This window comes from Ralstonia sp. SET104 (assembly GCF_003851545.1).
Classification (GTDB): domain Bacteria; phylum Pseudomonadota; class Gammaproteobacteria; order Burkholderiales; family Burkholderiaceae; genus Ralstonia.
The window spans coordinates 136,977-161,496 of the sequence record NZ_BHVX01000005.1 but is presented as its reverse complement, the minus strand read 5'-3'; the positions used below and the strand labels follow the sequence as shown (position 1 = coordinate 161,496).

The window sequence follows — 24,520 nt, the reverse complement described above, 5'->3', positions numbered from 1 at the left end:
GTGACGTCGGTGTAAGGATTACGCGATGCGGAACCGTGCAACCGAATCACGCAGCTCTTCGGCAAGCTGCGTAAGCTGGCGCACCGACTGCGCGGTCTGTCGCGTACCGGTCGACGTCTGTTCCGTGATGTGCAGAATCTGTTCGATGTTCTGCGCCACGTCGGATGCCAGCGTAGCTTCGTGCGATGTCGTCTGCGAAATGCTTTCAATCAGTTCAGCAAGCTGGCGCGACACGCGGCCGATCTCCACCAGTGCCGCACCGGCGTTATCGGACAGCTTCGCCCCTTCCACCACACCCGCCGTGCTGCGCTCCATAGCGTGCACCGCGTCTTGCGTATCGGTCTGAATCGTGCGGATCAGCGCGCCGATCTGCTTGGCTGCCTCGGCGGAACGTTCTGCCAGGCGCTGCACTTCCTCTGCCACCACCGAGAAGCCGCGGCCAGCTTCACCAGCGGATGCCGCCTGAATGGCAGCGTTCAGTGCCAGCACGTTGGTCTGCTCGGTAATGTCCGAGATCAGCTCAACGATTTCCCCAATCTCCTGCGACGATTCGCCCAGGCGCTTGATCCGCTTCGAGGTTTCCTGAATCTGGTCACGGATATCGTTCATGCCCGTGATGGCGTTCTGCACCGCCTGCTGACCTTGCTCGGCAGCAGCCAGCGAGGCGCGTGCCACGTTGGCCGATTCAGCAGCGCCACGCGAGACCTGCGTAATGCGATCCGCCATCTCCACCACCGACTGACCGGTCTGCCGAATCTGGCGGGACTGTTCTTCCGATGCGGCCACCAGACCTTCGGACGTCACGGCCACCGCCGACGATGCCTGCGTCACCTGCTCGGCCGTCTGCTGCACCCGGCCAACCAGCTCGCGCAGTTCTTCCACGGTGTAGTTCACCGAGTCGGCAATGGCACCGGTAATGTCTTCCGACACGGTGGCCTGCTTGGTCAAGTCACCGTCTGCAATGTCCTGCAGTTCGTTCATCAGCCGCAGAATTGCCGCCTGGGTGTTGTCGTTGTTGCGCTTTTCCACCATCCGGCGTTCTTCTGCTTCACGCTGACGGGCTTCTGCTTCCATCGTACGCACGCGCGAATCGCGCAGGTACAGGGCGGCGAGGCCGGCCAGGCAGACCACGGTCAGGATGGCCGACAGCACCACCGCACCGAGCGTCACCGGACGGCTACGCACGCTGCTCGCATAGGAAGATTGCAGGTCCGACAGGTCGGCCCGCAGCTTTTCGTTGTCATTGAAGATCTGTTGCTGGGCGCGCTTTGCGGCAATCAGGCCCGGCAGGTTTTCAAGAATGATCTGCGTGGTCTTCTGCACGTTGTCGAAGCGGGTCGACAGCTCTTGCAGATAGCCCTTGGTCTCGGCATCGGTGGCGGCCGACAGGCGCAGCGCTTCGGAGCCGTTGAGCAGGCCGTTCAGGGTTTCGCGGAAGGTGTTGGTGTCCTTACCGAGCAGGAACGCGGTTTCCGGGTTCACGCCTTCGCCGGCCAGGAACTCGTTCATGTTCTTACCCAGACGCTGCGTCAACATCACCAGCTGCGAGGATGCCGCAACTTCACGGGCCGGTGCGTTGGTCTGCAGCTTCATCGACGAAATCTGCTCGGCTTCTTCCAGCAGTTCAGGGTTGGACGCGTTGAACACGTTCAGCGTCTTACCCACGGCCACCAGCGTTTTTTCCTGCGCCAGAATGGCCTGGGCGCTCTTGTCGCTGCGCTTCCACTCTTCGATCGACTTGTCGAGCAGCGCTTCGGCCTCGCCGCCGGAGGCACGCACGCCACGCTCGGCGTTGCCGTTCTTCAGCGCTTCGAGGTTTTCCTGCAGGCGCGCGCGGCTTTCCTTGAGCTGCGCAAATGCGTTGGCGTTACCCAGCAATGCCACGGGCACCGCCTTGGCCAAACGCTGCGAGTGCATCAGCGTGTCACCGGCAATTTCAATCTGCACCGAACCGTTGTTGGCCTGGCGGTTATCCAGGTACACCGAGATCAGCAGGGCCAGCAGACCGACCAGCAGGCCGATCGTGAACACGCGCTGCTGTGCGGCAAACGGCACGCGCTCCATCCAGCCGACCACGGCATCCATGGGCGTGCGGCCCAGTTGCGTGGACCCACCGTCAATGCGGGCAGAATTGTCGCCATCCACATGGGGCGCATTGTCCAACTGCGCCAACTGCACGGAAGCAGCCGATGCGCCGCCCTCCGCTGCAACCTCCGGCGCCCCAGCCTCACCGGCACGGCGACCTGCGTTGAACCACTTGAACCCCATAGGACCCTCTTATTGTGTCGATGCTGCCGTCTCGTTCTGTCGAGACCGGCGACATGATTTCCCGTCCGCGCCCACGCATTGTTCTACCCGGCGTGGTACGCACCTTCGGCGGTGCCTGTCGATACACCTGGCGCGCCTTGTTGCCCGCGCCACGCACCGCCTCTTGCCCCTGCGCACTCCGCTCCCGTTGCGGCGTGCCCAATCTTTATTGTTTGCTTTACGGCGCTTGCGGCCTGGCTGCTTGATCGCGCCTCGTCGCTCTATGCGCGGCTGCGGCCCACCTGCAGGAATGCCGGATCGGCCAGCAACTGCCGCACATCCAGCTCGCGCCACTGCGTGCCCTGCGCGTCGCTCCAGGCACGGCCCAACCACGGACGGCCCTCTTCTGCGGTGGCTTCCGCCGGTTGCAGATCGCTCAGGCTGCGCAGGCCCGCCACACGCGGCACCACAATTGCACATGCCCGCTGCGGGTCCTTGGACAACACCACGATCTTGGCGCCAGCGCCACTACCCGTGGGCGCTTCACCGCAGAACATGCCGAAATCGATCACGCCGAGCAGGTTGCCGCGCGCATTCACAAGACCGAGGTACCAGGGCTGCGTGAGCGGCACGCGTGCGGGTGGCTGATAGTCCAGCACCTCGCCGGTTTCAGTCAGCGACAACAGCCAGTGGTGGCCACCGATCTGCACGCCCAGAAAGCCTTCCGTCGACGCCTTGGCGCGCGCCTCTTGCAGGCGGCGGGCCAGCATCGCCTGGTATTCGTGCAGGCGCTGGCGGGAGGTCAGGTTGGTGCGCTGTTCGTTCACGTCTGGCTCATGTCCGGTGCTGCGTGTGTGCTACGCGCCATGTCAGGCAGCGCGCGCGGTTGGGTAACGATTGGCCGATTCGCAGGGTTACTGCCCCAGCTTGGCGATCTTCTCGAGCAGCTCTTCGGCCTTGACCGGCTTGACGATGTAGTCCGATGCGCCCTGGCGCATGCCCCACACGCGGTCGGTCTCCAGGCCCTTGGTCGTGCACATGATCACGGGGATGGCCTGAAAGCGCTCATCCTTCTTGATGGCCCGGGTGGCCTGGTAACCGTTCTGGCCGGGCATTACCACGTCCATCAGGATCAGGTCGAAGGTTTCGGCTTCGAGCTTGGTCATGGCTTGCTCGCTATCGGCAGCGACCGTCACTTTGAAACCCTTCTTGTTCAGAATCTCCGACAGGTGCAGCGCTTCGGTCGGAGAATCATCGACCACCAACACGTTCTTGATTGCCATACAAACAGTCCTTCGTTAAGAGAGATGCCGTCACTGCCGAGTTGCCCCAACCTGGGCTTGCGGCACCGGCAAATGTGTCCGGACCGCCTCCAGCAGCGCCTCCTTCGAGAACGGCTTGGCGAGGTGGTCCACCGCCCCGACCGACTTGCCCCGCGCACGGTCAAAAATTCCGTCGCGCGAAGACAGCATGATCACGGGCGTGGCATGAAACTTTGGGCTTTTCTTGATGAGCGAGCAGGTCTGGTAGCCGTCGAGATTCGGCATCAGGATGTCGCAGAACACAAGATCGGGTTTCAGATCGCCCACCTTGGCCAGCGCATCGAAGCCGTCTTCGGCCAGCACGACCTGGCACCCCGCCTGGGTGAGGAAAATCTGCGCGGTACGGCGAATGGTGCTGGAATCGTCGATCACCAGCACTTTGCAGCCTGTCAGGGAATGCGCCAGCGGAGAGTTCGCCAGCGGTTGGGAGTCAGCCAGTTGTTCCACCCGCGCGGATTGCATCATGTTCTCGCAGTGCGCGACCATGGTCGCCACGACATTCTGACCGGATGGACGCGGCAAATCACCGCGCAGCGTGCCCTCTATACGGAAAGGGCCCACGCTGGCGACGACTTCAAAACTACGCCCCCCGGCCCGCTTATGAAGTGTGAAGCTCAGAATTTGACGAAGTGTGACAAGTCACCTATTCGCCGTCAATGGCGCCGATCGTTCGCCGGCTGCCTGTGGCATGGAAGCGACGAGCCTATTTCATCGAACCGTCACTTCCTGATATTTGGCTGTTAGCAAGAGGGCAACCGCTCACTTGCGGCAGACGGAAAACGGTGCAGATCCGGATCAGATCTGCACCATTTCGAAGTCTTCCTTGCGCGCGCCGCACTCGGGGCACGTCCAGTTGATGGGCACGTCTTCCCACTTCGTACCGGCCGCGATGCCGTCATCCGGGGCGCCTTGTTCTTCGTCGTAGATCCAGCCGCAAATCAGGCACATCCACGTCTTGTATTCAGTCGTTGTGTCGCTCATAGGTAAAGCTTGGTGGTTCCGTCTATTAAAATGGCAGGCCAGATGGTACCGAATCACGCCCGGGTGCGCCAGAACAGGCGCCGGGCAGACGCGGTGTTTGACTGCATCGAACCTGGATCTGCGGCAAACCACCGCATAATCGCGTCAAACAGTCTTTAAACCGCGCCGCAGCATCGTTTTTGCGCGGCGCCACTTTCTTCCAACAGCATCCATGTCGACTTCCTCCCGCAGCGCCGCCCTGTTTGAACGTGCCCAGAAGACCATTCCCGGTGGTGTGAACTCGCCGGTACGCGCCTTCCGCTCGGTGGGCGGCACGCCGCGCTTTATTGCCAAGGCAGCAGGCCCCTACCTGTGGGACGCCGACGGCACCCGCTATATCGACTACGTGGGCTCTTGGGGCCCGATGATCGTTGGCCACGCGCACCCGGATGTCGTGCGGGCCGTGCAGGAAGTGGCGGCCGACAGCTTCTCGTTCGGCGCCCCGACCGAGGCCGAAGTCGTCATGGCCGAGGAAATCTGCAAGCTCGTGCCGTCAATCGAGCAGGTGCGGCTGGTGTCGTCAGGCACCGAAGCGACCATGAGCGCCCTGCGCTTGGCGCGCGGCTTCACCGGGCGTGACCTCATTGTGAAGTTTGAAGGCTGCTACCACGGCCATGCCGACAGCCTGCTGGTCAAGGCCGGCTCTGGCTTGCTGACGTTTGCGGATACGACGCAGAATGCGCCCTCTTCCGCCGGCGTGCCGGAAGACGTCGTCAAGCACACGATGGTGCTGCCGTACAACGACGTTGCCGCGCTGCGCGAAGCGTTTGCCCGCCATGGCAACGAGATTGCCGCCGTGATCGTCGAGCCGGTGGCCGGCAACATGAACCTGGTGCGAGGCAGCACCGAGTTCCACCAGGCCATGCGTTCGCTGTGCACCGAGAACGGCGCCGTGCTGATCTTCGACGAGGTGATGACGGGCTTCCGTGTGGCGCTGGGCTGTGCGCAGGCACTGTACGGCATCACGCCGGATCTGACGTGTCTGGGCAAAGTGATTGGCGGCGGCATGCCGGCGGCGGCGTTTGGCGGCCGCCGCGACATCATGGGCTTTCTCGCACCGCTGGGCAGCGTGTATCAGGCGGGCACACTGTCGGGCAATCCGCTGGCGGTTGCCGCTGGCCTCACCACGCTGCGCCTGATTGCCGCTGATGGCTTTCATGACCGTCTGGCCGCACAGACGCGCAAGCTGGTCGACGGGCTGGCCGACATTGCCTGCGAAGCGGGTGTGCCGTTTGCCGCTGACAGCGTTGGGGGCATGTTCGGGATCTACTTCCGCGAGGGCGTGCCGACGAGCTTTGCCGAAGTGACCAAGAGTGATGTGGGGCGCTTCAATGCGTTCTTCCATGCCATGCTGGCTGAAGGTGTGTATTTGGCGCCGTCTGCTTTTGAGGCGGGCTTTGTGTCGGCTACGCATGATGATGCGATTCTGGATGCCACTTTTGCTGCGGCTCGGAAGGCGTTTAAGGCGGTTTGATTTTTTGGGTTTTGGTTTGGGTAGGGATGACCTTTTTTTGTTGGTGGTCCATCCCTTGTTTCATCCCCTGCCAGGGCTGACTCACTTTCTTTGTCTTGCCAAAGAAAGTAAGCAAAGAAAGGCGCGCCCAAGATGGCGACTTCCCCTTGAATTTATGTCGCAGGGAGGGAGGGGAGGCAAACTCGCTTCGCTCAAACAGGCCTCCCCTCTTTTTCCTCCCTGCAACAGAAATTCAAGGCGCCATCCAGGGCAGGGTACGGCCGCACCGTCGCGGCACTGGCGCTAGCGCAGGAGCGAATCGCTTCGCGCGGCACTTTTTCTTTGCAGCGGCATTGCGGCTGCGCTCATCGACTTCGAACTCAGCGCCGCCTTCAAGGTTCCGGACTTCGACTTGGAGGTTCTGAACTCCTGCCTGGCAGTTCTGAACGCTGGCTTTGGCGTTCTGGAACCCATCGCCCTTAAACGTGGCGCGCGGGTGCAAGAAAAAAATCAAACCCGCCTCACAGCCTCCATCAATTCCCTCCCCAACACGTCAGACGCCGCCATCATCGGCGCCCGCAGCACGTTCTGAATCAGCCCTTCGGCGGCCAGCCATGCCTTCAACGGCCCGGGGTTCGTCTCAGCAAACAACAACCGAACCACCGGCGCCAGCGCATGATGCAAGCGCCGCGCGTCGTTCAAGCGTTGCTCCTGCACCGCGCGCGCCATCTCCACAAACAACTCAGTCCGCACATGGGCAGCCGCAATGATTGCCCCCGCGCCACCCGCGCACAGCGTGCCAAACGCCTGTGCATCTTCGCCCGCCAGCACCTGCAGCCGCCCATCGGCAATCACGCGCTGGGTCTTGTCCGCATCGGCGCCGCAATCCTTGATGCCGTGAATGTTGGGATGCGCGGCAAGCGCGAGCAGCGTTTCGGTATCGATGGTGGCGCCGGTGCGATAGGGAATGTCGTACAGCAGCACCGGCACCGGCGAGGCGTCGGCCAACGCGGTGAAGTATTCAATGAGCCCCGCCTGCGACGGGCGGATGTAGGAAGGAGGCGGCACCAGAAACGCTGCGGGCCGGTGCTCGGCAAGCCGCAGCATGCGTTCGCGCACGGGGGCCAGCGCACTGCCCGAGACGCCCATCACCACGGGCAACTCATCGGCGGCGGCGCGCACCGTATCCAGCACGTCGGCCTGTTCCTGGTCAGTCAGCGCAGCGGCCTCGCCCGTGCTGCCGCAAGCGACGAAGCCGGCCACGCCTTGCGCGCGATACCGCGCCACTAATGTATACAGCGCACCGTAGTCGACCGACCGCGCCACATCATCGGCAAACGGCGTGACGATGGGCACCCAGATACCCGCATACGAGGGGCGTTCGTTGGTGGACAGATTGGTGAACGGATTTTCAAGCACGACAACACTCCTGGACGAATCAACGACCGGTCAAGAACCATCAGGAGAGCATCGGGAATATCGCCCCGCGCAGTGCGGGTAAGAGGCAACCGTGTCTAACGTGTCGGTCAACCGCTGTTCCGTCGCCCATCTGACGGAACAGCGCTCCGGTCAGACGAGCGGCTGTTTGGTGGCTTTTTTGGCGTGCGCGAGCGTCGGCAAAACCGACAGGCAGAATGCCGGTGCGGTGCAGATCGACGAGGAAACGGAAATCGCGCGCATGGAAATTGTCAAAAAAGTCTCCATACCGTACTGATGTGTGACTGGAGCGTCAAGCGCCTAAGCTAAAGTGCGCTGGAACATCGTGAGACGATGTCGGTCTCATGCCACATTCTTTTCAGACCAAGAGGACTTTATGACGCCTGCCCTGACCTTCCGCTCGACGCGTTTTTCAGTGCTGCGCTGGCTGGCGCGATCGTTCGCCATGCTGGCCGTGCTGGCCACGCCCTTCCTATCGGCCTGCGGCTATAACGATTTCCAGGCCAAGGACGAGGCCACCAAGGCGGCCTGGGCGGAAGTCGTCAACCAATACCAGCGCCGTGCGGATCTGATCCCGAACCTTGTGAATACGGTCAAGGGTTACGCCGCGCATGAAAAAGACACGCTGGAAGCGGTGACAAAGGCCCGCGCCGCGGCCACAAGCTTCCAGATCACGCCCGAGGTGCTGAACGATCCGGCGGCATTCCAGAAATTCCAGCAATTGCAGGGCGAGCTGTCGAGCGCGCTGTCGCGCCTGATGGCCGTGTCGGAAAACTATCCGCAGCTCAAGGCCGATCAGTCGTTCCGTGATCTGCAATCGCAACTGGAAGGCACCGAGAACCGCATTACCGTGGCGCGCCAGCGTTACATCAAATCAGTGCAGGACTACAACGTGCTGGCCCGTAGCTTCCCGACCAACCTCACGGCCAAGGTGATGGGCTACCAGGTCAAACCGAACTTTACGGTTGAGAACGAGAAGGGCATCTCCACCGCCCCGGCGGTGAAATTCTGACGAGTTGACCACCATGTCGATGCGCACACGTGCCTTCTTCGCTTTTCTGCTGACAGCGGCCCTGTGGCTGAGTGCGGCGTTGCCTGCGCGCGCGCAAAGCGACGTGGTGGCCGTGCCGCCGCTGGCCGCGCGCGTGACCGACCTGACCGGCACGCTCAGCACCCAGCAGAAGAGCGCGCTTGAACAGGTGCTGGCCGACTACGAACAGCAGCGCGGCAGCCAGATCTTCGTGCTGATGGTGCCGACTACTGCGCCGGAGCCCATCGAGGCGTACGGCATCCGCGTGGCCGATGCATGGAAGGCCGGGCGCAAGGGCGTGGACGACGGTGCAATCATCCTCATTGCCAAAGACAACCCGGCGTCTTTGCGCAAGATGCGCATCGAGGTCGGGCGCGGGCTGGAGGGCGCGCTGACGGATGCGCAATCGAAGCGCGTCCTGCAGGACGTGATGGCGCCGCACTTCCGCCAGGGCGATTTCTACGGCGGGCTGTCAGCGGGCATCTCGGCCATCCAGACCATCGTTGCGCAAGAGAGCCTGCCACCGGCGGAGCGCGCGAAGCATCAGCAGGCCAGCGGCGGCATCGGCGATTGGCTGCCGGTGCTGTTTCCGCTGGCGATCATCGTGTTCTTTGTGCTGAGCGCGGCCATGCGCTCGGGCGGGCGTGTGACGGGCAGCCTGCCCGGCCGGCCCGGCTCGCGCGTGGTGATGGGCAACCGCGGCTGGGGCCCGGGCACCATCGGCGGGCTTGGTGGTGGCTTGGGCGGCGGCCTTGGCGGTGGATGGGGACGCGGCGGCGGTGATTTTGGTGGTGGCGGCGGTGGCGGCGGTGGCTTTGGCGGCGGCGGTGGCGGCGATTTCGGTGGCGGCGGCGCCTCGGGCAACTGGTAACTGGTAACTGGCGAACGCATCCATGGCTTCCAAGACCCAACACCACCGCGGCGCACGCCGTGCCCTCACCCACCTGCTGACAACGTCGTCGCATGCAAAACGCGCGTTCCCACCAGCGGATCTGCAAAAACTCGAAGCCGCCGTGCGCGAAGGCGAAGAACGCCATCGCGGCGAGGTGCGCGTCGTCATCGAAAGCTCGCTGCCGGTGCGCGATGCGTGGGCCGGTGTATCGCCGCGCCACCGCGCCCGCACGCTGTTCGGCCTGCTGGAAGTGTGGAACACGCGCGAGCACGTGGGTGTGCTGCTCTACATCAACCTGGCTGACCACGCGGTCGAGATTCTTGCCGACCACGGCATCGCTGCCAAGGTAGATGCGCACGCGTGGCGCACCATCTGCGAGACCATCACACGCGGCTTTGCACAGCGCGTGGCCATCACGCCGGTGCTCGAAGCGCTGGCGCAGATCAATGACCTTCTTGCTGCGCATGCGCCATCGGATGGCACGCCGCGCGCCAATGAAGTGAGTGACCGTCCGGTGGTGCTGTAACGGCGCGATGTTGCGTGGGCCTCGCGCTTGTGTACCCGCTTCGGGGCTGCATTGGGGGCGCATTGTGGGCTGCCTCGGCCACTGTGTTTCACAGCGATCTGACTGCAGGTGCACATCCGCAGCAGGCGTTTCAGTTCTGATACGAAATCGCACGCACAAAGAAACGCGTGGGTAACGCGCCCAGGCAATGAGGCACCTCATCTTTTAGGATGACGTGACGCGCGCCACGCCTCAGGTATCCGCGTCATTTTCTGCGGCGCATTCACCCACATCGCCGACAAGCCGCTACGCCATTTCCGCGACACACCCGTGCGCCGTGTGATACGAAGGTGCTCGGTACGGCCTCTCCGCAGGCGACGTGCGCCGCGCACGTTTCACAAATGCAACCATTCGGAAGCCCTCTGGTTGCCCCGCGTTTTTGCATCGCAACAGGTAATTCACGTCACTTTTTGCGTTCGTTTGCGCGACTTTTTGCGCACAAAAATGCCCCTTCTTTGGTGATTTCCACTCGCCACCTCCGGTATCCGGCACGTATCCAATTCGGAACATCCAACTGGCGCCTGCCAGTGCAAACATCCTGATCGGGGTGGAAATCGTTGTGGCTCAATGGTTTATCCGCCGTGGCATGGTCGTCGCTCTAGTGTCCGGGCCAGCAAGGCAACCCAGCGATCAAGCTGCTCGGCCATCAAACCAGAACGGCATGCAACGCCGCCGCCGAGACCGCAGGACAGATTCATGACGGAGTGCCAACCCAAGTGAGATACCAGCGGCGCTCCGAGGGGAGGTTCAAAACAAAGGCGGTGCACCGGCCACGCCAGATGGCCCAGCACCCAAGAGCGCGTCTGATACAGCCATCCATACCGGCCTCAGGCGATGCGTGGTGAACCCACGCGTAGAAGTCAAAGTAGAAGTGTCCGGGGGTAACGCCGGTGCAAACCGACGTCCAAGCCAGTCTCGAACAATCGAGACCGCCAGGTTGCCAGGCATGCAACACCGCACGCCGACAGCCGTATGGCGCATAGAGGTTCCTCCCCCAGACTGCATTTGCGGACAGACGGTATTTTTCCGCCCTTGTCCGATGGTTGATTTGGCAGTCCATTGGTGGCCGCAACAGCCGCGCGCGGCCCCGTAGAAGAAACGCTGGGGGAAAACATGAACGCGTACATCAACCGCCCGTTGCTCTATATCTCGTTGCGTCACGATGCACCGCGTTGCCGCTACCTGGCCCAACAGGGTTGGCGGCTGCTCTTCGCCAACAACCGCCGCGACCTTGAAGCGCTGAACCTGGGCGATGAGCCCGTCCTGGGCGGTCTGCTGGATCTGGACTGCGGCTACTCCGACGCCGAGCTGGAAGAACTGGAACCCTGGCTTGCGCAGCAGAACATCGGCTGGATCGGGGTGCTCAGCAACGGCGACATGCTGTCTGACCCGATGCGCAAGCTGCTCGGCCTGTACTTTGTCGACTACTACAACACCCCGTGCGACAGCGCCGAACTGGCACGCGCGCTGGGTCACGCTGTCGGGATGGCAAACCTGCGCCCGGCAGCAACGCTCGCACGCGATGCGCTCCGCCCCGATGGCATGATCGGCAACTGCCCCGCCATGCAGGGCCTCTTTCGCGGCATCGAGAAGGTATCGAAATGGGACACGCCCGTGCTGATTTCGGGTGAATCCGGCACCGGCAAAGAACTCGCTGCACGCGCGATCCACTGCGCCTCGCGCCGTGCCGGGCAGCCATTCATTGCCGTCAACTGCGCTGCCATCCCGCCTACGCTGCTGATGTCCGAGCTGTTCGGTTATGAACGCGGCGCCTTCACGGGCGCGGTCAAGCGCAAACTCGGCCGCATTGAGATGGCGCACGGTGGCACCCTCTTCCTGGATGAAATCGGCGATATGCCGCTCGAAAGCCAGACCAGCCTGCTGCGCTTTCTGGAAACCGGCTGCATCGAACGGCTGGGCGGCACCGAGTCGGTTTCCGTCGACGTGCGCGTCATCTCAGCCACCCATGTCGACCTGGAAGCCGCCATCGCAGCGGAACGCTTTCGCGGTGACCTCTATCACCGCCTCTGCGTGCTGCGCGTCAAGCAACCCGCATTGCGCGAGCGCGACACCGACATCCTGCTGCTGGCCGAACACATTCTCAACAGCGTGCGCAGCCATTCGCCCGAGCACATCAAGGGGTTCTCGCCAACGGCACTGCGTGCGCTCAGCGCGCACACATGGCCGGGCAATGTGCGGGAGCTGATCAACCGCATCCGGCACGCCGCAGCCATGTGCGAAGACGGCATCATCAAGCCGGTTGATCTCGACCTGCAGCCGCCCGTAGAGCCCTCGCGCCCGCCCACCCTGGCCGAGGCGCGCGAAGCGGCCGAGCGCTGCGCCGTCAAGGAAGCCTTGCAACGCAATCATGAACGGCTTATCGATGTGGCCGAAGAGCTTGGCATCTCACGGGTCACGCTGTTCCGGATGATGCGCGAGCACAAACTGCAGATCCGCAAGGGCGAACTCGGGATGGTGTGCGTGCAAAGGTAAAGGCAGGGCGAAAGGCGGAGGCAGAATAAAAAACAGGGGCGGACCATGTCTGTCAGCCAGCAGGGCGGGCAACACACGGCGCGAGTTGACTCAGCGCCGGAGTCGAGGGGAGCGAGGGAGGGAGGTTGGCAGGGGTCCCGCCGACTGTATGTGTATGGCGGGGCCCTGCTCTTCCTTGAGTACTTCCTGCTCGGCATGTGGTGGGGGGGCCATCACATCTTGAAGAACACCACCATTCCATCACCGGGGTGGGATCTGGCTGTCTTCTGGAGTGCCGCCAGCCTGGCCATGACACACGGCGCCACAGCGGCCTATGACTGGGCTTTGCTGCGCGCTGCAGAGGCAGCCATCCTGCCGCCCGACATCTTTGGGCCGTTCTCCTATCCGCCGATGTTTCTGCTGCTGATCTATCCGATCGGGATGTTGTCGTTTGGCGCGGCCACGGTGGCTTTCTCGGGCTGCGGCATTGCGCTCTATCTGGGGATGCTCAGGTCAACGCTGCGGTCGGTGCCAGACTGGCAGCGGCTGCCGTGGCTCATTCCGGCCGTTGCGTTTCCTGGCGTGTGGGTCACGCTGGTCACGGGGCAGAACTCGCTGTTCACAGCGGCAGCGGCAGGCGCCGCGCTGGTATTGCTGCGGCGATCTCCGGTGGCGGCAGGTGCCTGCATCGCCATGCTGTGCATCAAACCGCAACTGGGCATCCTGTTTCCGCTCTACCTGCTCTGCGCACGCCATTGGCGCGCGCTCGCATCGGCGGCGTTCTTCTCGGTGCTGATCCTGGCGCTGAGTTGGCTCGCATTCGGCACGGACACCTTTGTTGCCGCCGCGAAAAGCATGGCCATGTTCCGCCACGCCATTGTCGAGAACGGCGGTGTGATTCTGTACGGCGCGCCAACGGTGTTCGGCACGCTGCGGTCTGCGGGGTGCTCGACCACGGTGTCATATGCGGTGCATGCCGGTGTGGCAATGCTGGTGATTGCCACCTGCGTTTGGCTTTGGCGCAGCACCTGCCGCTTTGCGTTGCGCGCCGCAACGCTACCCATTGCGACGTTGATGGTGCAGCCCTACCTCATCTACTACGACCTGGCGTGGCTCGCCTTGCCAATAGCCTGGCTCACGATCGATTTCGTGCGCCACGGCAGCAACCGGTTCGAAAAAGCGGTGCTGCTCGCTGCGTGGCTGGTGCCGGCACAGGGCCTGTTCGCCGTACTTTCTCATCGGACGGGGCAATGGGCGCCGATCGTGCTGGTGGCCTTGCTCGCCATCGTCGTGCAGCGCGCGCGTGCGCCGCAACGCGTGGTCGCACCACACGAAGCCTTTGACGCTGCAACCCAACCCGTGGCCGCGATGAGCGCGCACGCATCCAATCCGGCGCAGGGGACAACGGCGTGATCAGAAGCTTTGAGGGCCTGCGCGGCATCGCAGCCTTGTTCATCGTGGTGCACCACATGTTCTGCGCATGGCCGCATCCGCTCTCTGCCAACGCGTATCTTGCGGTAGACCTCTTTTTTGTGCTGAGCGGCTTCGTCATCAGCAGCGCCTGTGGCTCGCAGTTGTCGAACCTGGCGTCACTGCGGACGTTCATGATCCGCCGCATCGGCCGTCTGTGGCCAACGCATCTGGCAACCACGCTGCTGGCCCTTATCGTGGCCCGCCATCTGCCACCGTTGGGCGAGACGCTGGCGCTGACCACCATGTCGCAGGGCCTGAATTTTTTCCAGGCCGGCATCGGCAACGCCGTGAGCTGGAGCGCTGGCGACGAAATGTACGTCTACCTGCTGTTCGGTGCGGGTTGCATCCTGATGCGCGGCCGTGCCCGCATAGTGGTGTTCGCAGCGTTGGCCGTGATGGCGTGCGCGCTGGCCGCCCGGATCGAGATCGACCGCGCCTGCCTTCTCCAGGGCGGATGCCTCAGTAAGCTGGTTCATCAATTCGGCTGGCTGCGGTGTATCGCGGGGTTCTTCACGGGGGCCCTCCTCTTTGAGTTCCGGGATCGCCTCATCAGGTGGACAAACAACCCTGCATTTCAGGTGATGGCGTTTTCAGCGGCGCTGTTCTTGCTTATTGCTGCTGACGCCCTGCCAGGGTCCGCATTGGCCGCACCATTGACGTTCGGCGCGCTCATCAGTGCGCTCATCAGTGACCGCGGCCCGGTCGCGCGCATCCTTCAGACACCTGCTGCGCAATATCTAGGCAAGGTGTCTTATCCGCTATACCTTGCACATGGCGTCATGCTGCCGCTCGTCGTGAGCATGCCGGCGGACATCGGGCTCATGGATCAACTCGTCACCTACGCACTGTTTCTCTTCTGGGCCTTTGCCGCGGCCCATCTGCTGCACAACTACGTCGAAGTGCCATTTCGCAGCCGGTTCAATGCGTGGTCTCGAACGTTCTCGCATGCAGCGCCGTCGCGCGTGCCAATGCGCTGATGCATCGCAGCGCAACTCGGCAGCCACAAATCCTCAAACCAATCGGGACGCGCCAGCCACGTGCTCAACAACGGCGTTAGCGGGCTGCGTGCTTGCCGCAGTGGATGCGAAATAGCGCCGCATCACGATGACAAGCAAAGCCACGAGCACAGCAGGAACAATCTGAAGATATAGGCCGACATAGGCGGCCAGGACACCCTGCGCAGGTGCCAGCCACGCTGCGGTGAGAACGGCCCACTCCATCCGATTCAATGGCGCGGCCTTGGCATCGCGCACTAGAAAGGCTATCGGCAGAATCAGCCACGCAAGGTCGTAGAACATGATGTACGGCTGCACCAATAGCGTGGCCGCGACAAAGGCCGTTGCGCGAAGCGCGAACCTGGCACGCTTGACCCACAGGACGGCCGTGACCATCACGGCAGGCGCGGCAACCAGGCCATGCACCGTGTAGGCCACGCTCACCGGCAAACCCAGGCTGCGGCTACCGGCAAAAACCGTTGGCATGCCGAGCCACATTTCACTGCCGCCATACTCGACCGCGATCCGGTTGAACTGCGGCAAATAGGTGACAAACGCGCTCCACACGTCAAGCCCGAGTATGGCCGTGCTGCCCCCGACAAAGGCAAGCGTGCACAGCGCGGATACCGTCAGCACCTTCCATTGCCGGCCGCAGATCAACACCAGCGGAATGAGCACGCCAAACTGCGGCTTGATGACAAGCAGAGCCACGCACACGCCGGCCAGGGCCGAATTGGTTTCGATCAGTGCCAAAGCAATGCCGGCTACACCCACCGTGAACAGCGAATTCTGCCCCAGTGCAATCGCAACAAAAACCCCGGGAGATGCGGCGAACACGGGCAGCCATGCACGCTCGGCGCGGCGCACAATGCACGCGATCATCGACCCGTAGCTCAGCAGCCCAAGCATCGAATAGAGAACGAGCGCGCTGCCAAACGATAGCAAGCCGAACGGTAGAACTGCCAAAAGGAATGTCGGCGGATAAGGCCAGGGCGCATAGTGAAGCTTGTGCCACAGCGCCACCTCAAGCGGCTGCATTAACTGCTGGGAAAACACCGACGCCGCACCATGCTCCATCGTGACCCGCGCGGCTGACCAAAAGACGGCGAAGTCAAAGCCCACAATCGGCGCTGTCCAATCCTCCAACACATAGAACCGGACGATCCAGATCAGCAGGGCCAGGGCCTGCAACAACAATGCGGCCAGCGCATATACGGTCAGACGGCGCACCGGCCGGTGCGCAGAGTCTCTAGCTGACATGGTTCCCCCAATTGCTTGAACACACCTAGCTGCGCTGCCCCCGCACCATCTGAATCACGCGCCGCTCGCCCGTCAGTCGATTGCGCTGCCGGCGCTCTTGGTAGCGACGCTTCACGAGGTAGATCGGGCGGCCCTTGGCCTCGTCGTAAATGCGGCCAATGTATTCACCCACCACACCCAACCCGATCAGTTGCAAACCGCCAAAGAACAGCAGCAGCGACAGCAGCGAGGCGTAGCCCGGCACGTCCACGCCAAGGACTATGGTGCGCGCGATGATGTAGCTGCCGTACACGAATGCCAGGCTCGCAATCGCCAGACCGATATACGTCCAGCTCCGCAGCGGCCAGGTACTGAAACTGGTGATGCCTTCCAGCGCAAAGTTCCACAGGCGCCAGCCAGAGAACTTCGACTGGCCTGCGCTGCGTGCCTCGCGCTCGTACGGCACGATCACGGTATTGAAGCCCACCCACGCAAACAAGCCCTTCATGAACCGGTGCCGTTCGGGCAACTGCTTGAGCGCATTGACGACGGCGCGGTCCATCAAGCGGAAATCGCCAACGTTTTCTGGCAGCTTCAGGTCGGACAGCGTGTTGTGAACGCGGTAGTACGCGGCAGCGGTCACCCGCTTCAGGAAGGTATCGCAGGCGCGGCTGGCGCGCTGTGCCAGTACGACCTCCGCCCCCTTCTGCCAGTGCGCCACCAGGGTGGGAATCAGTTCCGGTGGGTCTTGCAGATCGGCATCGATGGGGATGACGGCATCGCCAAGTGCCTCGTCAATACCGGCCGTCAGCGCTGCTTCCTTGCCGAAGTTGCGTGTCAGGTCGATCACCCGTACGCGCTCGTCCATGCGCGACGCTGCAATCAGCTTCTGCAGTGTGTCGTCCTTGCTGCCATCGTTCACGCAGACAATCTCGAACTGCGTGAACTCGATCGACTCCAGGATCGGCACGACGCGGGCAAAGAAGGACGCCAGCGCCTCGCCCTCGTTGTAGAACGGCACGACCAGCGAAAGCAATTGGTTTCTTTTGTAATCCAACATCATTGTTCTCCCCGTTCAAGGCGCCTTGACACGCGGCTGTGCGACGCGTTGCGTGTGCGCTCAAGATGAATACGGCGCGCGATATGCGCGAGTGCCAGCAGCAATACCACCGGCATCAACTGAAAGCCGAGCCGGTCAATCAGAAGCATTCCGCCCAGCGGCAGAAGCCACAGCAGGATCAACCCTTCACGTTCGCCGGGCAGCCACCCTTGCCGCACCGCGTGAGACGCCAGCCACGCAATGGCCAGACCGAGGAAGGCCAGGTCGTAGTCGTACAGGTAGGGGCTGGCGAGCATGCTGGCGATCAGCACGGCCGCGGCGCGCAGTGCAAAGCTGCATGGCCGGCTCCACGCATAGGCGACCACGGCACACGCCGCCGCCCCCATCAGGTGCACCGCGTAGGCCAGCGCCACACTGCCGTGCAGCATCTTGACCATCGCGAAGAGGGTAGGCATGCGTTCAAGATGGACTGCGCCGGATTCCACCACCGACCGAGCAAACGCCGCGTTGTGCAGGAAGGCGATGTACGACTGCGGGCCGAATGCCACCAGCGCCAGCACGATCAGCGCGAGCGAGGTCAGCGCCATTGCAATCAACGTCTTCCACGCACGCGCACACACAAGCGCGACCGGAAACATCACAGCCAGTTGCGGCTTCACCGTCAGCAGGGCGAGCAACATGCCCGCGGCAATAGGGCGGGCCGGCCGCTTGGGGCGAGGGGAATGCAACAACGTCAGTGCCAAGCCAGCACATGCCGCCAGCAGCAACGCGTTCTGCCCGGTTGAGAGTACGACGGCAATCCCGGGAAACGCCGCGCACGGCAGCCATGCCTGCCGCCACGGCACGATCCGGCTGACCACCCAGAGGAAGCACCCCACGCTTACGCTCAGGAAGACCAGCACGGCAAGCCAGTAGGGCAGCAGCCCAAGGGGCGCGACAAAGGGCAGAAACGTTGGCGGGTAGAACCAGGGCAGGAACCCCTGGGTTGTCGCCACCAGTGGAACGGTTGCCAGCTCGACGTTGTGCAGCACGGCAACATCGTAGGCAGCAAGCGGGTGCCCCTGCAGGACCAACTGCGCGGCGCTCCAGAACACCAGAAAATCACCGCCGAGCGGGAAAACGCCAGCGACCTTCAACACACTGGCGCGGACGGCCCAGATCACAAAGTACGAGACATAGCACACCAGCGCGGCCATCGAATACACGCCCAGGCGGTCTGGGCCCAGCCAGTGGTGCGCACCCGCCGCGGCCACTGGAGGTGCCACCGGCGCCTCGGGCGCCCTGTGCTTGAGGAGGTTCAAGGCGATGGCCATGGCGCCCTCACACCCGTGTGGCCGCGCGACGCAACACGAGCGCCATCATGGCCATCAGAACCAGCGGCCCGATCTGCGGCAGCTTCAGGTAAGGATTGGCGTGCTCATAGAGCGGCAGGAGCCAGGCCACAACGAGCAGCCCCCGCTCGCCGCTCGACAGGCCATTGCCACTGCCATTGCCACCTTCATCGCGCATACCGTCGCCCACCACCCCGGCGATGGCAATCCCCAGCCATGTCAGCTCGTAGTCGCGCAGATAGGGCGATACCGTCAGCGTGGCAATAGCCAGCGCTGCGGCCCGCAACGCAAACGCCGGTGTCCGCCGCCAGACATAGGCCATCGCGCCAGCCATCGTCAGCGCTATCAGCGCCTGCACAACGTAGGCACCCGTCACGCTCGCTCCGGCCAGCCTGGCGGCTGCAATGGGCGTTGGCATGCCCCACCACAGGTTGGCACCGCCCTCGATGAAGCTCGCCCGCACCCATTGCGCGTTGGCGATGAACGCCGGCACCGTGCGCCAGCCGCAGACCAGCACGCTGATACCGGCAAATACCAAGGCCGTCAGCAGCGCGGCGGCCAGCGCCTTCCATGCACGCGAGATCACCAGCGCCAGCGGAAACAGCACCGCCAACTGCGGCTTGATGGCAAGCAAGCCGATGAGCACACCGGCAAGCACGGGACGCTTGTTCAGGTGATACACGGCAGCCCCGGCCACACCAGCTGTCAACAGCGCGTTCTGGCCCGCAAGAATGGTGATGAGTGTTGCCGGCGCGGCCAGCACAGGCAGCCACAGCCCTTGGCGCCACGGGCGCTGCGCCCCCACCAACACGCCGATTGATCGGAAATAAACGAACCCCGTGCCCGCCAGAAATAACAGGTAACTCAAGGTAAGTGGCAACAGCGACAGCGGTAAGACCATCAGCAGAAACGTCGGTGGATAGAGCCAGGGAAGAATCAGCTCGGCGCCCTTGCCCAACGTTCCATGCTCGGCGATCACCGCGGTTAGTTGGCGCACGTCGTAGGCCTGCAGAGGCCCTTGCGTCAACGCAAGATGGGATGCCCCCCAGAACGCCGAGAAATCTGTTCCAGGACGCGCCATCGTCACATCGGTAAAGCCCTTGCTCGTCCAGGCCCAGCCAAGCAGCAGCGCGCAGAACAGGACCAACACCGCACCGCTGTAGGCGCGCACCCGCGCCACGTCAATCCAGTGGCCAGCGGCATCCGCGCCCGCCGCACGAACCGCAGCGGCGCTGCCCGTGGCTGGTAGACGCACAGATCTCTGGCTCATGCTGCTCCTCGCGTCGGTTCCGGGTGGTACGCGGCACACGATGTCTGCGCTGCGCTGGGCGTCGCCACGCGCGCGGTAGCTTCGCGCCGCGTGCGGGTCTTAGAGCCCAGTCTTGTTCGCACACTTGGATAAGGCAAGGCAGGGCATGCGCCTGAGCCCTCGTTCTTGTGCTGCCCGATCGTCGAAATTGCATCGACGTTTCAGCGCTGAAGCGCGGGGACACGTCCCCCGATGCGTTGTGGCTACGGCCTTGTTGCGCGTAAGCACGAGAAAGATACGTCAGGAGGATCGATCAACGTTTCCATCCGGAAACGTCGCCCGGCTATTGGCACGCCCTCGGCTGGAACACGGTGAAGGGCCCAATGCAGACCCCCAGCCTATCGGATGGCGATTTCCACCATCCACTCTGCTCCCCCCCGACCTGTCCATTTGAATGAGGGCACCCCTGCGCTGCGTCATCCCTACGTAGCCTCATCCAAATCGACGTGCCGCGCCACGCGTTTCCCCCTGGCAACTCCGCGCCAGAGAACTCGGGCACCAGCGCTGCGGAACGCTCCCCTGATTTCGTCCGGTCTCCCGCCAAGCCTTGTCGCACATGGAAGTGCACGGAGGTGGCCCGGCTTTTGCCTATGCCAGATCGCAAGACATCGTCACCGCCGCCTTGGACGGGGAGCAGCAAGTTCGCAGCAGACGGCGAAGCGAAACGGAATCTCCAATTCAAAGCATCGAATTGAAAAAGGGATCGAGACAAATGCTGACCAACAACACGCTCACATCACCCACATGGGACAGCACGCAACGCGGCACAACACGGTGCGTGTCACGTGAGTTCCTGCGGGCCGATGACGGCAGCGAAGGCTGCTGGCCGTTTCATGCTTGTGCCATCTGTGCGCCGCCGACATGACCTCCCTCATTCTGGCTTTTCGAACGCGCATTTTTCCCACTGAAGGAGATTGTCATGAACTACCTCAACGCACTCAAGCAATTCGCCCGTGACGAAGATGGTGTGACCGCCATCGAGTACGGCCTGATCGCCGCCCTGATCGCTGTCGTGATCATCGCTTCGGTCAAGCTGGTCGGTACCAACCTGAGCACCGTGTTCAACAACATCGCAAACGCGCTCTAACGCGCTGATGTTGCAAACGCGAGGCTCACTGCATTGGTGCCCAGCAATGCATGCCAAGCGAAGGTCGAGCGTGGGGGCCATGAACCTGGCAACCCACGCTCGAGCAGCAACCACCAGAGCTTCTGCATCTGGCAAAGGGAGATTGTGATGAACAGCTACAGCACGCTTCTACAGCAGTTCCTGTACGACGAACAGGCGGTCACTGCGATCGAGTACGGCCTGATTGCGGCGTTGATTGCCGTGGTCATCATCGCCTCGGTTCAGCTCGTCGGCACGAACCTGAGTGCGGTGTTTTCCAACATTGCAGCCGCGCTCTAACGGACTGCCAACCCGGTCAGCTACCGGCGCTACGCAGGAGACCAGCATGCACAAGCCAATCAACCCCAGGAAGTGGCTGCGCGACGATCACGGCGTTACCTCGATCGAGTACGCACTGCTGGGCTCGCTTATCGCGGTCGTCATTCTCGGCTCCGTCGTGGCGCTGGGTAGCAGTGTGAAGTCTCTGTACGAAATGATCGCTGCGGCCATCCCGTGATGCCGCGCTGCACCGAACAACAAAAAACCTCGCAAGACCCGACCTCATCGAACTCAACACGCAACCGCACCGAAGCACCCGAGGACACCATGAACGACGCCACCCTGCTCTCGCCATTGATTGGTCCCGTTGCCATGGGCGTGGCGCTGACTGCAGCGGCCATCGATGCGCGGCATCGCCGTATCCCGAACTGGCTGACCTTTGGTGCGTGGCTGGCAGCGCTGCCGTTGCAGGTGGTGATTCACGGCATCGGCAATGGCGCGTTGACATGGACGTGTGGCTGGCTGACTGGCCTGGCGATCTTCCTGCCCTTCTACATGCTGCGCGGCATGGCCGCCGGTGACGTCAAGCTCATGGCCGCCGTAGGCGCTTGGCTTGGTGCGTTCATAGCCTTCGAGATTGCAATGGCCACGTTCGTGATCGGCGGCATCTGGGCGCTGGCATTCACCCTCCGGCACAAGCGCATGGCGCAGCTGCGCCGGAACCTGCGCGACGTCCTGTTGACGTCGGGGCAGATCAGCCGGGAAGCAGGCGCGCCAACGCCGCAAGCCGATGCGTCATGGTCGGTGGGCACGTTGCCGTATGGCGTTGCAATTGCCGCCGGCACGATTGCAGTCCTGTTTGTGTCGGCCTGATGCGCGCAACTTGCACACCTCGACACGCACTTCGTATCCACTCAGCCAAACGGTGATGAAGATGATTGGGGACCAACAAATCGCGTTCACAGAATTCGGGCACACCCAACATGCACCGCGCTCGCTCGAGGCCGTGCCATCGCCCACCGGGGCGGATACCGCAAAGCGCGAGCCCGCTGCCCCCTGGCACATCCTGCCGCGCACCGTGGCCGAGACGGGCCTGGACATCTCGCTGCTGCTCGGCCTGCTCATGAAAGTGGCGTACCTGCATCGCAGCGCCACGCTGGTCATGCTGATGGACACCATCAAGCTGCCCGCCATGGTCATCAATGAAGTGGCAGCCTACGCGGTGCGCGAGCGCATGCTGGAAGTGGCCCACCGTGGCGCGAACGACCTGGATGTGCGCTTTCACTTGACCGACGCCGGCTACGTGCGTGCCGCTGAGTTCACCGCGCGCTGCAGCTATGTCGGCGCCGCACCCGTCACGCTGGAAGCCTACGTTGAATCCGTTCAACGGCACTCCATCCAGTTCGCCTCGCTGTCCAAGACTGACGTCACCGCGGCCTTCAGCACGTTCGTGATGCCGCCGGATCTGCTCGACGATGTGGGCGTGGCACTGAACACGAGCCGCGCACTGATGCTCTACGGCCCTGCCGGTGGCGGCAAGACGTATCTCGCGCAGCATCTCGGGATGCTGCTGCCCGGCGCGGTGCCGGTGCCGCACGCCATCACCGTCGCCGGCGAGATCATCCAGATCTTCGATCCGCTCGTGCACGTGGCGCAGGAAGACGAAGATGGCCCCGTTGTCTCCACTGCCCGCCGCCCGCTGGACCGCCGCTGGCAGATGTGCCATCGGCCCGCGGTGCTCTCCGGCGGCGAGCTGACGCTGGAGATGCTCGAGCTGCGCTATGACGGCACGACCGGCTTCTACCAGGCGCCCCCGCACATGAAGGCCAATTGCGGCATCTACATCGTGGATGACCTTGGCCGCCAGCAAGTGGGCGTAAGCGAGCTGCTCAACCGCTGGATCGTGCCGCTGGACCGCCGCGTCGACATGTTCTCGCTGCGCAATGGCGTGCGGTTCTCGGTGCCGTTCGATGTGTGGCCGGTCTTCTCGACCAACCTTGAACCCGCCCAGTTGGGCGACGACGCCTTCCTGCGCCGCCTCGGCAGCAAGCTTTACGTGGGCCCGCTCTCGGCGGCCGATTACCGCGAGGTCTACCTGCGCGCTGCACAGGATCTCGGCCTGCAAAACGCAGACGCCGCCTTCGATTACCTGCGCGAAGCGCTGCACGGCGCCAGCGGCAAGCCACTGCTGGCCTGCATTCCGCGCGATCTGCTGCGCTTGGTGGCCTCCGCCGTCCAGTACCACGGCGGGCCGTCTGAGGTGAGCGCAGAGGCACTGCGCCGGGCATGGGACATCTACTTCTGTTCGCACACAGATTTCAAGACAACGGATTCCATGAGTGCGGGCATGGGCTGGCGGCAGGAAGAGCAGGCTCGCTCCTGAGCCTTGTCTATCCGAGCCGCTTTATTGATCTCAGAAGGGGGAACTCATCATGAAAAACGCGCGTGCAATCGTGATGCTGATCGTCGCATTGGTAGCGGGGATCGCGGCCGTTGTCTCTGCATCACGCTGGCTGTCTCAGCAGTCATCCAGCTCCGTCAAACAAGTCGTGGTGGCCGCCAGCGATATGGATCTCGGCCAACCGCTGGGCAATGAGCAGTTGCGCATGGTCAGTTGGCCGGCCGGCAGCCTGCCGCCGGGCACGTTTGACGATCCCAAGGCGCTCCAAGGGCGCGTGGTGCGCGCAAGCCTGCAGAAAGGCGAACCGATTCTGGAAAACAAGCTCGCGCCGATTGGCACCAAAGGTGGGCTGTCCGCCGTCATCGCGGAGGGCAAGCGCGCCATCACCGTACGTGTGAATGACGTGGTGGGCGTGGCGGGCTTCGCGCTGCCCGGCAACCTGGTCGACGTGATCGTCAACACCAACGAAGACGCGAAGAGCGCCAGCAACAATAACAACAGCATCTCCAAGATCGTGCTGGAAAAGATCCTGGTGCTGGCCGTCGCGCAGCAAGTCAGCCGGGACGACACCCAACCCAAGGTCGTCAACGCGGTCACGCTGGAAGTCTCGCCCGATCAGGCAGAGAAGCTTGATGTGGCACGCAGTGTGGGAACGCTCTCGCTGGTGCTGCGCAATCAGGTTGACGTGGCCGCCACGGCAACCGGCGGCGCCACCAAAGGCACCTTGCTGGGCACACCCGCAGCCGAGCCAGCACCCAAGGTCGTGATGGTCAGCACGGCGCGGGCAACCGCCAAGGTGCACCGCGTTGCCTCGGGCCCGATCCGGCAGCGCGACTGCATCGGTGTGCTGGCTGGCGTGCAAGGCAGCATGGAATGCTTCTGACCCGCCA

At 63.0% G+C, this 24,520-nt stretch carries 25 protein-coding genes; 15 read left to right on the top strand and 10 right to left on the bottom strand.

Features of this window, described 5'->3' with window-relative positions; translation table 11 throughout:
• Positions 1-18: 18 nt before the first annotated feature.
• From PSUB009319_RS08655 to PSUB009319_RS08635, 5 genes are all read right to left on the bottom strand, one after another.
• Complete coding sequence (locus tag PSUB009319_RS08655; RefSeq protein WP_124381825.1) at positions 19-2,268, bottom strand: methyl-accepting chemotaxis protein; 2,250 nt, start codon at positions 2,266-2,268, stop codon at positions 19-21.
• Positions 2,269-2,528: 260 nt separating this feature from the next.
• Positions 2,529-3,074: a chemotaxis protein CheW gene (locus tag PSUB009319_RS08650; RefSeq protein ID WP_124381824.1), complete on the bottom strand. Its 546-nt coding sequence runs from the start codon at positions 3,072-3,074 to the stop codon at positions 2,529-2,531.
• 87 nt (positions 3,075-3,161) lie between these two features.
• On the bottom strand, positions 3,162-3,530 hold the full coding sequence (locus tag PSUB009319_RS08645) for a PleD family two-component system response regulator (protein ID WP_124381823.1): 369 nt from the start codon (positions 3,528-3,530) through the stop codon (positions 3,162-3,164).
• Between the two features lie 30 nt (positions 3,531-3,560).
• Positions 3,561-4,055 carry a response regulator gene (locus PSUB009319_RS08640; protein ID WP_306308029.1) on the bottom strand — a complete coding sequence of 165 codons (495 nt, stop codon included), beginning with the start codon at positions 4,053-4,055 and terminating at the stop codon, positions 3,561-3,563.
• Positions 4,056-4,364: 309 nt separating this feature from the next.
• Positions 4,365-4,550, bottom strand: coding sequence for a rubredoxin (locus PSUB009319_RS08635; RefSeq protein WP_124381822.1), 186 nt, complete (start codon positions 4,548-4,550; stop codon positions 4,365-4,367).
• A gap of 211 nt (positions 4,551-4,761) precedes the next feature.
• Between PSUB009319_RS08635 and hemL the strand changes: the two genes are divergently transcribed.
• Positions 4,762-6,063, top strand: a complete 1,302-nt coding sequence (gene hemL / locus PSUB009319_RS08630) for a glutamate-1-semialdehyde 2,1-aminomutase (protein ID WP_124381821.1) — start codon at positions 4,762-4,764, stop codon at positions 6,061-6,063.
• A gap of 489 nt (positions 6,064-6,552) precedes the next feature.
• On the opposite strand, the gene dapA is transcribed toward hemL, so the two are convergent.
• The gene (dapA, locus tag PSUB009319_RS08620; protein ID WP_124381820.1) at positions 6,553-7,461 is read right to left on the bottom strand and encodes a 4-hydroxy-tetrahydrodipicolinate synthase; all 909 of its coding nucleotides are present in this window, start codon (positions 7,459-7,461) and stop codon (positions 6,553-6,555) included.
• A gap of 91 nt (positions 7,462-7,552) precedes the next feature.
• On the opposite strand from dapA, the gene PSUB009319_RS08615 reads away from it, so the two are divergent.
• From PSUB009319_RS08615 to PSUB009319_RS08585, 7 genes are all read left to right on the top strand, one after another.
• Complete coding sequence (locus PSUB009319_RS08615; RefSeq protein ID WP_124381819.1) at positions 7,553-7,756, top strand: hypothetical protein; 204 nt, start codon at positions 7,553-7,555, stop codon at positions 7,754-7,756.
• A gap of 99 nt (positions 7,757-7,855) precedes the next feature.
• The gene (locus tag PSUB009319_RS08610; RefSeq protein WP_185453431.1) at positions 7,856-8,491 is read left to right on the top strand and encodes a LemA family protein; all 636 of its coding nucleotides are present in this window, start codon (positions 7,856-7,858) and stop codon (positions 8,489-8,491) included.
• Positions 8,492-8,504: 13 nt separating this feature from the next.
• The gene (locus PSUB009319_RS08605; protein ID WP_124381818.1) at positions 8,505-9,380 is read left to right on the top strand and encodes a YgcG family protein; all 876 of its coding nucleotides are present in this window, start codon (positions 8,505-8,507) and stop codon (positions 9,378-9,380) included.
• Positions 9,381-9,402: 22 nt separating this feature from the next.
• The gene (locus PSUB009319_RS08600) at positions 9,403-9,927 is read left to right on the top strand and encodes a TPM domain-containing protein (protein ID WP_124381817.1); all 525 of its coding nucleotides are present in this window, start codon (positions 9,403-9,405) and stop codon (positions 9,925-9,927) included.
• Positions 9,928-11,079: 1,152 nt separating this feature from the next.
• Positions 11,080-12,459, top strand: a complete 1,380-nt coding sequence (locus tag PSUB009319_RS08595; protein ID WP_124381816.1) for a sigma-54 dependent transcriptional regulator — start codon at positions 11,080-11,082, stop codon at positions 12,457-12,459.
• Positions 12,460-12,678: 219 nt separating this feature from the next.
• The gene (locus PSUB009319_RS08590) at positions 12,679-13,851 is read left to right on the top strand and encodes a glycosyltransferase family 87 protein (protein ID WP_260392916.1); all 1,173 of its coding nucleotides are present in this window, start codon (positions 12,679-12,681) and stop codon (positions 13,849-13,851) included.
• Positions 13,848-14,888: an acyltransferase gene (locus PSUB009319_RS08585; protein WP_124381814.1), complete on the top strand. Its 1,041-nt coding sequence runs from the start codon at positions 13,848-13,850 to the stop codon at positions 14,886-14,888. Before PSUB009319_RS08590 ends, PSUB009319_RS08585 begins: the two co-directional genes overlap by 4 nt.
• A 33-nt stretch (positions 14,889-14,921) precedes the next feature.
• Here the strand turns inward: PSUB009319_RS08585 and PSUB009319_RS08580 are convergent, their stop codons facing one another.
• From PSUB009319_RS08580 to PSUB009319_RS08565, 4 genes are read right to left on the bottom strand one after another with little or no spacing between them, the layout of a single operon-like run.
• A complete protein-coding gene (locus tag PSUB009319_RS08580) occupies positions 14,922-16,136 on the bottom strand; it encodes a glycosyltransferase family 87 protein (protein ID WP_260392915.1) in 1,215 nt (404 codons plus the stop codon).
• A 55-nt stretch (positions 16,137-16,191) separates the two neighbouring features.
• Positions 16,192-17,205, bottom strand: coding sequence for a glycosyltransferase family 2 protein (locus tag PSUB009319_RS08575; RefSeq protein ID WP_124381938.1), 1,014 nt, complete (start codon positions 17,203-17,205; stop codon positions 16,192-16,194).
• Entirely contained in the window at positions 17,205-18,518 is a 1,314-nt protein-coding gene (locus PSUB009319_RS08570) for a glycosyltransferase family 87 protein (RefSeq protein WP_124381812.1), read from the bottom strand. The genes PSUB009319_RS08575 and PSUB009319_RS08570 overlap by 1 nt, the downstream gene beginning before the upstream one ends.
• 7 nt (positions 18,519-18,525) lie before the next feature.
• Positions 18,526-19,806, bottom strand: a complete 1,281-nt coding sequence (locus PSUB009319_RS08565) for a glycosyltransferase family 87 protein (protein WP_124381811.1) — start codon at positions 19,804-19,806, stop codon at positions 18,526-18,528.
• Positions 19,807-20,401: 595 nt separating this feature from the next.
• Between PSUB009319_RS08565 and PSUB009319_RS08560 the strand changes: the two genes are divergently transcribed.
• The 7 genes from PSUB009319_RS08560 (at position 20,402) to cpaB (ending at position 24,513) form a co-directional block, all read left to right on the top strand.
• Complete coding sequence (locus PSUB009319_RS08560; RefSeq protein ID WP_124381810.1) at positions 20,402-20,710, top strand: hypothetical protein; 309 nt, start codon at positions 20,402-20,404, stop codon at positions 20,708-20,710.
• Between the two features lie 54 nt (positions 20,711-20,764).
• Entirely contained in the window at positions 20,765-20,932 is a 168-nt protein-coding gene (locus PSUB009319_RS08555; RefSeq protein WP_039600933.1) for a Flp family type IVb pilin, read from the top strand.
• A gap of 147 nt (positions 20,933-21,079) precedes the next feature.
• Complete coding sequence (locus PSUB009319_RS08550; protein ID WP_124381809.1) at positions 21,080-21,250, top strand: Flp family type IVb pilin; 171 nt, start codon at positions 21,080-21,082, stop codon at positions 21,248-21,250.
• Positions 21,251-21,296: 46 nt separating this feature from the next.
• Positions 21,297-21,467, top strand: coding sequence for a Flp family type IVb pilin (locus PSUB009319_RS08545; protein ID WP_124381808.1), 171 nt, complete (start codon positions 21,297-21,299; stop codon positions 21,465-21,467).
• An 89-nt stretch (positions 21,468-21,556) separates the two neighbouring features.
• A complete protein-coding gene (locus tag PSUB009319_RS08540; protein ID WP_124381807.1) occupies positions 21,557-22,102 on the top strand; it encodes a prepilin peptidase in 546 nt (181 codons plus the stop codon).
• 61 nt (positions 22,103-22,163) lie between these two features.
• The gene (locus tag PSUB009319_RS08535; RefSeq protein WP_260392914.1) at positions 22,164-23,612 is read left to right on the top strand and encodes an ATP-binding protein; all 1,449 of its coding nucleotides are present in this window, start codon (positions 22,164-22,166) and stop codon (positions 23,610-23,612) included.
• Between the two features lie 49 nt (positions 23,613-23,661).
• Positions 23,662-24,513, top strand: coding sequence for a Flp pilus assembly protein CpaB (cpaB, locus tag PSUB009319_RS08530; protein ID WP_124381806.1), 852 nt, complete (start codon positions 23,662-23,664; stop codon positions 24,511-24,513).
• Positions 24,514-24,520: the final 7 nt, after the last annotated feature.

Coding starts and splice junctions, on each gene's coding strand:
- PSUB009319_RS08645 (WP_124381823.1), bottom strand. CDS start 3,530: ATGGCAATCAAGAACGTGTTGGTGGTCGATGATTCTCCGACCGAAGCG.
- PSUB009319_RS08550 (WP_124381809.1), top strand. CDS start 21,080: ATGAACAGCTACAGCACGCTTCTACAGCAGTTCCTGTACGACGAACAG.
- PSUB009319_RS08575 (WP_124381938.1), bottom strand. CDS start 17,205: ATGTTGGATTACAAAAGAAACCAATTGCTTTCGCTGGTCGTGCCGTTC.
- PSUB009319_RS08655 (WP_124381825.1), bottom strand. CDS start 2,268: ATGGGGTTCAAGTGGTTCAACGCAGGTCGCCGTGCCGGTGAGGCTGGG.
- PSUB009319_RS08610 (WP_185453431.1), top strand. CDS start 7,856: ATGACGCCTGCCCTGACCTTCCGCTCGACGCGTTTTTCAGTGCTGCGC.
- PSUB009319_RS08605 (WP_124381818.1), top strand. CDS start 8,505: ATGTCGATGCGCACACGTGCCTTCTTCGCTTTTCTGCTGACAGCGGCC.
- PSUB009319_RS08565 (WP_124381811.1), bottom strand. CDS start 19,806: ATGAGCCAGAGATCTGTGCGTCTACCAGCCACGGGCAGCGCCGCTGCG.
- PSUB009319_RS08600 (WP_124381817.1), top strand. CDS start 9,403: ATGGCTTCCAAGACCCAACACCACCGCGGCGCACGCCGTGCCCTCACC.
- PSUB009319_RS08560 (WP_124381810.1), top strand. CDS start 20,402: ATGGAAGTGCACGGAGGTGGCCCGGCTTTTGCCTATGCCAGATCGCAA.
- PSUB009319_RS08535 (WP_260392914.1), top strand. CDS start 22,164: ATGATTGGGGACCAACAAATCGCGTTCACAGAATTCGGGCACACCCAA.
- cpaB (WP_124381806.1), top strand. CDS start 23,662: ATGAAAAACGCGCGTGCAATCGTGATGCTGATCGTCGCATTGGTAGCG.
- PSUB009319_RS08540 (WP_124381807.1), top strand. CDS start 21,557: ATGAACGACGCCACCCTGCTCTCGCCATTGATTGGTCCCGTTGCCATG.
- PSUB009319_RS08635 (WP_124381822.1), bottom strand. CDS start 4,550: ATGAGCGACACAACGACTGAATACAAGACGTGGATGTGCCTGATTTGC.
- PSUB009319_RS08555 (WP_039600933.1), top strand. CDS start 20,765: ATGAACTACCTCAACGCACTCAAGCAATTCGCCCGTGACGAAGATGGT.
- PSUB009319_RS08545 (WP_124381808.1), top strand. CDS start 21,297: ATGCACAAGCCAATCAACCCCAGGAAGTGGCTGCGCGACGATCACGGC.
- PSUB009319_RS08595 (WP_124381816.1), top strand. CDS start 11,080: ATGAACGCGTACATCAACCGCCCGTTGCTCTATATCTCGTTGCGTCAC.
- hemL (WP_124381821.1), top strand. CDS start 4,762: ATGTCGACTTCCTCCCGCAGCGCCGCCCTGTTTGAACGTGCCCAGAAG.
- PSUB009319_RS08570 (WP_124381812.1), bottom strand. CDS start 18,518: ATGGCCATCGCCTTGAACCTCCTCAAGCACAGGGCGCCCGAGGCGCCG.
- PSUB009319_RS08640 (WP_306308029.1), bottom strand. CDS start 4,055: ATGGTCGCGCACTGCGAGAACATGATGCAATCCGCGCGGGTGGAACAA.